Here is a 5,761-nt window from a genome sequence, read left to right on the forward strand (position 1 = left end):
GTGAAGGCATACATGAAGAATAATGATATCAGCACCCGTGGGCTGATGCGTTATCTCAAGGGCCCGGATTTTCCGACAGGTGGTATCGTAGTAAATAAGGACGACCTTGTAAAGATCTATGAATCTGGAACAGGTAAGCTCCGTATCCGTGGACGGGTGGAAATAGAGAAGCTGAAGGGCGGTCGCCAGCAGCTGGTGATCACAGAGATTCCTTACACCATGATCGGTGCAAACATCGGAAAATTCCTTAATGATATCGCAACCCTGGTAGAGACCAAGAAGACCACAGATATCGTGGATATTTCCAACCAGTCCTCCAAAGAGGGGATCCGTATCGTTCTGGAACTGAAGCGCGATGCAGACGTGGAGAACCTTACCAACATGCTCTATAAGAAGACCCGACTGGAGGATACCTTCGGTGTCAACATGCTGGCAGTTGCAGACGGAAGACCGGAAACACTGGGACTGAAGCAGATCATTGCTCACCATGTGGACTTTGTATTTGAAGTAAATTCCAGAAAATATACAACCCTTCTTGCCAAGGAACAGGAGAAACGGGAGATCCAGGAAGGCCTTATCAAAGCCTGCGATGTCATTGATCTGATCATCGAGATCCTCCGTGGCAGCAAGAGCCGTGACCAGGTAAAGAAATGCCTGACCGATGGTATCACAGAAGGGATTAAATTCAAGACCAAGACCTCCGAAAAAGCGGCAAAAACCCTGAAATTCACAGAAAAACAGGCCGCAGCTATTCTGGACATGCGTCTTTACAAGCTGATCGGTCTGGAGATCGATGCTCTGATGAAGGAGCATGAGGAAACCATGAAGAACATTGCTGCTTATGAGGATATCCTGAATAATTATGACTCCATGGCAGCAGTGATCATGGGTGAACTGGATCAGATCAAGAAGGAATACGGCAGTAAGCGTAAGACTTCCATTGAAAACGCCGAGGAAGCTGTTTATGAGGAGAAGAAGATGGAAGAGACCGAAGTCTGCTTCCTGATGGATCGTTTCGGATATATGCGTCTCATTGACAAGAATGCCTACGAGCGTAATAAGGATGCCGCTCATGCAGAGAGCCGCTATGTCTTTACCTGCATGAATACGGACAAGATCTGTATCTTTACAGATACCGGCAAGCTCCACACCGTGAAGGCAGAGGATATCCCGCTGGTGCGTTTCCGTGATAAAGGTGTTCCGGCAGATAATCTGGGTAATTATGATAGTACTTCCGAGCAGATCCTTTATGTGGCACCGCTGAGCCAGGTGGCAGCCTCCACAGTGCTCTTTGTTACAGAGAACGGCATGTGCAAGCTGGTAAAAGGAGAAGAGTTCCGTGCTTCCAAGCGTACCATTGTTTCCACCAAGCTTGCAGAGGATGACCGCCTTGTATTCGTAGGAGCAGCGGACGAGATGGATCAGGTTGTGTTCCAGTCTGAAAAGGGTTACTTTCTCCGTATCATGAAAACCGAGATCTCCGTCACTAAGAAAAACGCTATGGGTGTCCGCGGCATGAAGCTTACCGGCGAAGACCGGATCCACCATGCGTATCTTTTGGAAAGCAGGCAGGAGTATGCCATTGAATATCATGATAAGCCGTATGTGCTGAATAAAGTTAAGCTGGCTAAGAGAGATACGAAGGGTGTGAAGCCGAGGGTATAAAAGACGCGAAGAGGATTGCGGATAACTGGCAGATAGGATATGATAGGGTTATATGAAAATGGGAGGCGTTAAAAATGCGATATGATCTTCCGGAAAGAGTTATAAGAGAACTATTTTCATTTGCCACAAAACATTCTGTCAGAAAGATCATCCTCTTTGGGTCCCGTGCAAGAGGAAACAATACAGAAAGAAGTGATGTAGATATTGCTGTATATGGAGGAGATTTTGATTCCTTTTACTGGGATATCAAAGAAAATATCCATTCACTTCTGATGTTTGATGTAATTAATGCAGATGCTTCAATTTCCGAAGAACTCAAAAAAGAAATTAAAAAGGATGGAGTTGTGATCTATGAAAAAGCTTGATAATTTTTCTAATTGTCTTACTATATTAAGAAATGCAGATTTCAAACTTGCGGATAACAACGATATTTACAGAACCGGCGTGATCGGACAGTTCAACCTGACTTTCGAGCTTGCCTGGAAAGCTCTTCAGGAGATCCTGCGACTCCACGGGGCAGAAGGAGCAGACACCGGTTCACCGAGAGAAATCCTGCAGCTTGGCTATAAGCTGGGCTTCGTAAACGATTCAGCAGTGTGGCTGCTCATGCTGAAAAAGCGTAACACATCTGTCCATATATATAATGAGCAGGAAGTAGATGAGATGATCCTGCTCATCCGCGACAGCTTTATTCCGGCTTTTGTGGCTCTTGAGAAAACATTGAGGGAGAAGCTGGCAGAAGCGGAGAGCGACTGGACGTAAATAAAGAGAATACAATTTTACAGAATATATACTTCCCACCGATCAGGTACAATTAACCCGACCGGTGGGGATTTTTTTGCCCTCTTGACAGAAATATGAGCCATCTTTTATAATGAGTTAGACTGAACTAACACAGCCGCAAATATAAAACAGGTTCAGAAAAAAACAATGACAAAAATAACATATGAATCCACAGAAGAGCTGGCCACAGCATACCCTTATCCAAAAGAGAAATCGAGGAAGACATACTGGAGGAGCTTTGCTCTCTTGCAAAAAAGGACGCCCTGATCGGAATCTCCGAGATTTGCGGGCGGATGAAGATGAGCAGACGGGAGGTTCTGGCCTGTCTGAAACAGTTGACCGCCCAGGGCTACGTAAAAATCGAAGAAAAAAACATCTGCGTCTGCCTCACAGAGCTGGGACGGATCCGGGGCGAGGAATGCCGCCATCGCCATGAAAACTTCACCCAGCTTCTGGAATATGTAGGAGTAGAAAGCCGCATTGCAGAAGAAGATGCCTGCCGCATGGAGCACGTGGTAAGCGATGAGACCGTGCAGCAGATCTGCAATTTTGTAAATTACGGAAGCACCTTTGAGCATGCTCTTCGGAACACAGACCTCAGATACCGCTATGAGCCGGGGGAATACTCCTTTCTCATGGGAATCTACTACATGGAAAAAACCTGTCCAAGAAGACTGGCCGGTGAATTTAAGAATTATAAAGAACAGATCCGCCTTCATGTAAAAAAAGAGGACAGCTATTTTGAACTGTTCTGCACAGCACCGGAGGAAAAAAACTGTTCTCTGGTATGTGGACCCAGAAACCGGCTGGGTAAAAGCCGAAGAAGAAAACGGAAATCCCCGGATCCCAACCGGCGTTTTTGAATACTTTATCCGGCATCAGGACCCCGTAGTGGAAGGAACCGCGCTGGTAGCCTTCTTCTGGACGAGCCAACCTCCAATCTGGATTCCCTGAACGAAGGCATCATCCTGAAATCCCTGAAGGAAGATAAAGCCAACCGTACCGTCGTGCTGGTGTCACACAGAACTTCTACGATGAAAGTAGCGGATGTGGTGTATGAGATGGAGAATGGGAGAGTGTCGTGATATAGATGCTCTTGTGAGAGTAAAATATATTGCGATTTTCGATACACATTTGTTATAATAGCTCCAGGAAACTATTGTGTTAAGTCCAATCTGAAAAGGAGTGCATATGACTTTATATCATGGAAGTAAAGATATAGTAGAGTATCCGGAAATCAGAAAAGCCCGATTTAACAAAGATTTCTACTTTGGCTTCTATTGTACGAACATCGAAAAACAGGCAGAACGGTGGGCGACAAGGTATGGAGAAAAGGGATACATTAACAGGTACGAGTATACAGAAAATACAGAATTAAAAATTCTTAGATTTGAGAAAATGACAGAAGAATGGCTGGACTTTATTATTTCCTGTCGAAGTGGACAAGCACATCAGTATGATATTGTGGAAGGACCGATGGCAGATGATACGATCTACAATTACCTGCAAAACTATCTGGATGGTAAGATCTCAAGATCTGCTTTCTGGGAACTGGTAAAATTTAAGTACCCCACACATCAGATCAGTTTTCATACAGTTTCGGCATTGGATACTTTGGAATTTGCAGGAAGTGAGGTCGTATATGGCGAAAAAAAATAATAACAATTTATTTTTTACCTGTAGCCTGATTGAGTATATAGGACGAAACAGAAAACAACATCGGCGGGAAATCACAGATTATCTTGGCAGAGAAAACATAAAGAGAATATACGATTATGCGGATGTATTTCACTGTGAGCCAATACAAAAAGTTGCAGCAGAGTTTATGGAGCAATGCAATATTCCAGAAGGAAAATTTGACAATGTATCCATGTGCAGATATACGGTTCCGGATTACTGGGATATTGGAGAAGTATATGAGCGATTAATAGAAGACATATATGATGATGCGGAAATCGAAAAAGGAATATGGGATATTTATCATTCCTGGATTGATGCACATATTTCGGACTATAATACAGATTTTTATTATCAGCCGAGAGATTATATAGCAGCATGCTATAAAGCGGGAGAAATCCTGTAAAAGATAAACAGAAATTCAAATCGCAATTAATACTTGCATTTAACAGACATTGGTGTTACAATGAACGAAACTAAGAACTTGTTGGCATAGGAGTGGGCGAGAGCCCGCTCCTATTTGTTGAGAAGGAATTTGTTCAGAAATAGGCAGAAATAGGAAAGGCAGGTGGGAAGCATGAGCAGACGGGAAGAATATGAACAGAAGACAGAGGCGATCCTTACACCGATCGTGGAGTCCAGGGGCTTTGAACTGGTAGATGTGGAGTATGTCAAGGAAGCCGGAACCTGGTATCTCAGAGGCTATATCGACAAACCGGGCGGAATCACAGTCAATGACTGCGAGGACGTAAGCCGTGCATTCAGCGATATACTGGATGAGCAGGATTTCATCGAGGACAGCTACATTATGGAGATCAGTTCTCCGGGACTTGACCGGCCTCTTAAAAAAGAAAAAGACTTTAAGAGAAGCCTTGGCAAGCTGGTGGAGATCCGTACCTACCGGCCCATCGAGAAACAGAAAGAATTCTGCGGTATTTTAAATGCATATGATAGTAACAGTGTGACAATCGATGAAGACGGCACAGAACGTACCTTTGATAAAAAAGATATTGCCCTGATTCGTCTTGCGATCGAATTCTAAAAGAGAATCGAATCTGTAAAATTCAGGAGGAAAAAAGAAAAATGAGCAGAGATTTAAGAGATGCGCTGGACGTTCTCGAAAAAGAGAAAAACATCAGTAAGGATACACTGCTGGAGGCAATTGAGCAGTCACTGATCCAGGCATGTAAGAACCATTTCGGAAAGGCAGATAACGTTCACGTTATGATCGATCCGGAGACCTGTGACTTCAGTGTTTACGCTGACAGAACTGTTGTAGAGCATGTGGAGGATCCGGCGCTGGAGATTTCTCTGGTGGATGCACAGAAAACAAACACGAACGCAGAGATCGGTGATGTTATGAAGGTTGAGATCCAGTCCAAGGAATTCGGACGTATCGCAACCCAGAATGCAAAGAATGTCATTCTTCAGAAAATCCGTGAGGAAGAGCGTAAAGTTCTTTACGATCAGTATTATGGAATCGAAAAAGAAGTGGTAACCGGTATTGTTCAGAGAGTAATGGGCAAAAATGTCAGCATCAACCTTGGTAAGGCAGACGCAGTACTTACAGAGAACGAACAGGTAAAGGGTGAGACCTTCCAGCCAACTGAGCGAGTAAAAGTTTACATTCTTGAAG

Annotated in this window: 8 protein-coding genes and 1 pseudogene; all 9 read left to right on the plus strand. The window is 44.1% G+C overall.

The features are described 5' to 3' along the window. A partial coding sequence (locus AB5026_RS08830; RefSeq protein WP_368213157.1) for a DNA gyrase subunit A occupies positions 1-1,665 on the plus strand: 1,665 nt, incomplete at its 5' end. A 74-nt stretch (positions 1,666-1,739) separates the two neighbouring features. After that, complete coding sequence (locus tag AB5026_RS08835; RefSeq protein ID WP_021650318.1) at positions 1,740-2,030, plus strand: nucleotidyltransferase family protein; 291 nt, start codon at positions 1,740-1,742, stop codon at positions 2,028-2,030. Next, the gene (locus AB5026_RS08840; protein WP_022426615.1) at positions 2,017-2,427 is read left to right on the plus strand and encodes an HI0074 family nucleotidyltransferase substrate-binding subunit; all 411 of its coding nucleotides are present in this window, start codon (positions 2,017-2,019) and stop codon (positions 2,425-2,427) included. Before AB5026_RS08835 ends, AB5026_RS08840 begins: the two co-directional genes overlap by 14 nt. 320 nt (positions 2,428-2,747) lie before the next feature. Then, positions 2,748-3,311 (plus strand): metal-dependent transcriptional regulator, encoded by a 564-nt coding sequence (locus AB5026_RS08845; protein WP_368213158.1) that lies wholly within the window; start codon positions 2,748-2,750, stop codon positions 3,309-3,311. 51 nt (positions 3,312-3,362) lie between these two features. After that, positions 3,363-3,533 (plus strand): annotated as a pseudogene (locus tag AB5026_RS08850) (ABC transporter ATP-binding protein); the annotation flags it as partial. Between the two features lie 106 nt (positions 3,534-3,639). After that, positions 3,640-4,107: a DUF3990 domain-containing protein gene (locus tag AB5026_RS08855; RefSeq protein WP_022426617.1), complete on the plus strand. Its 468-nt coding sequence runs from the start codon at positions 3,640-3,642 to the stop codon at positions 4,105-4,107. Further along, positions 4,091-4,531 (plus strand): hypothetical protein, encoded by a 441-nt coding sequence (locus AB5026_RS08860; RefSeq protein WP_021650313.1) that lies wholly within the window; start codon positions 4,091-4,093, stop codon positions 4,529-4,531. The genes AB5026_RS08855 and AB5026_RS08860 overlap by 17 nt, the downstream gene beginning before the upstream one ends. Before the next feature lie 171 nt (positions 4,532-4,702). Continuing rightward, on the plus strand, positions 4,703-5,167 hold the full coding sequence (gene rimP, locus AB5026_RS08865) for a ribosome maturation factor RimP (RefSeq protein WP_021650312.1): 465 nt from the start codon (positions 4,703-4,705) through the stop codon (positions 5,165-5,167). 41 nt (positions 5,168-5,208) lie between these two features. Next, a partial coding sequence (locus AB5026_RS08870) for a NusA N-terminal domain-containing protein (protein WP_368213159.1) occupies positions 5,209-5,761 on the plus strand: 553 nt, incomplete at its 3' end.

The sequence above is a fragment of the Blautia sp. RTP21359st1_E11_RTP21359_211015 genome (assembly GCF_040910705.1).
In the GTDB taxonomy this organism is placed as follows: domain Bacteria; phylum Bacillota; class Clostridia; order Lachnospirales; family Lachnospiraceae; genus Blautia_A; species Blautia_A fusiformis.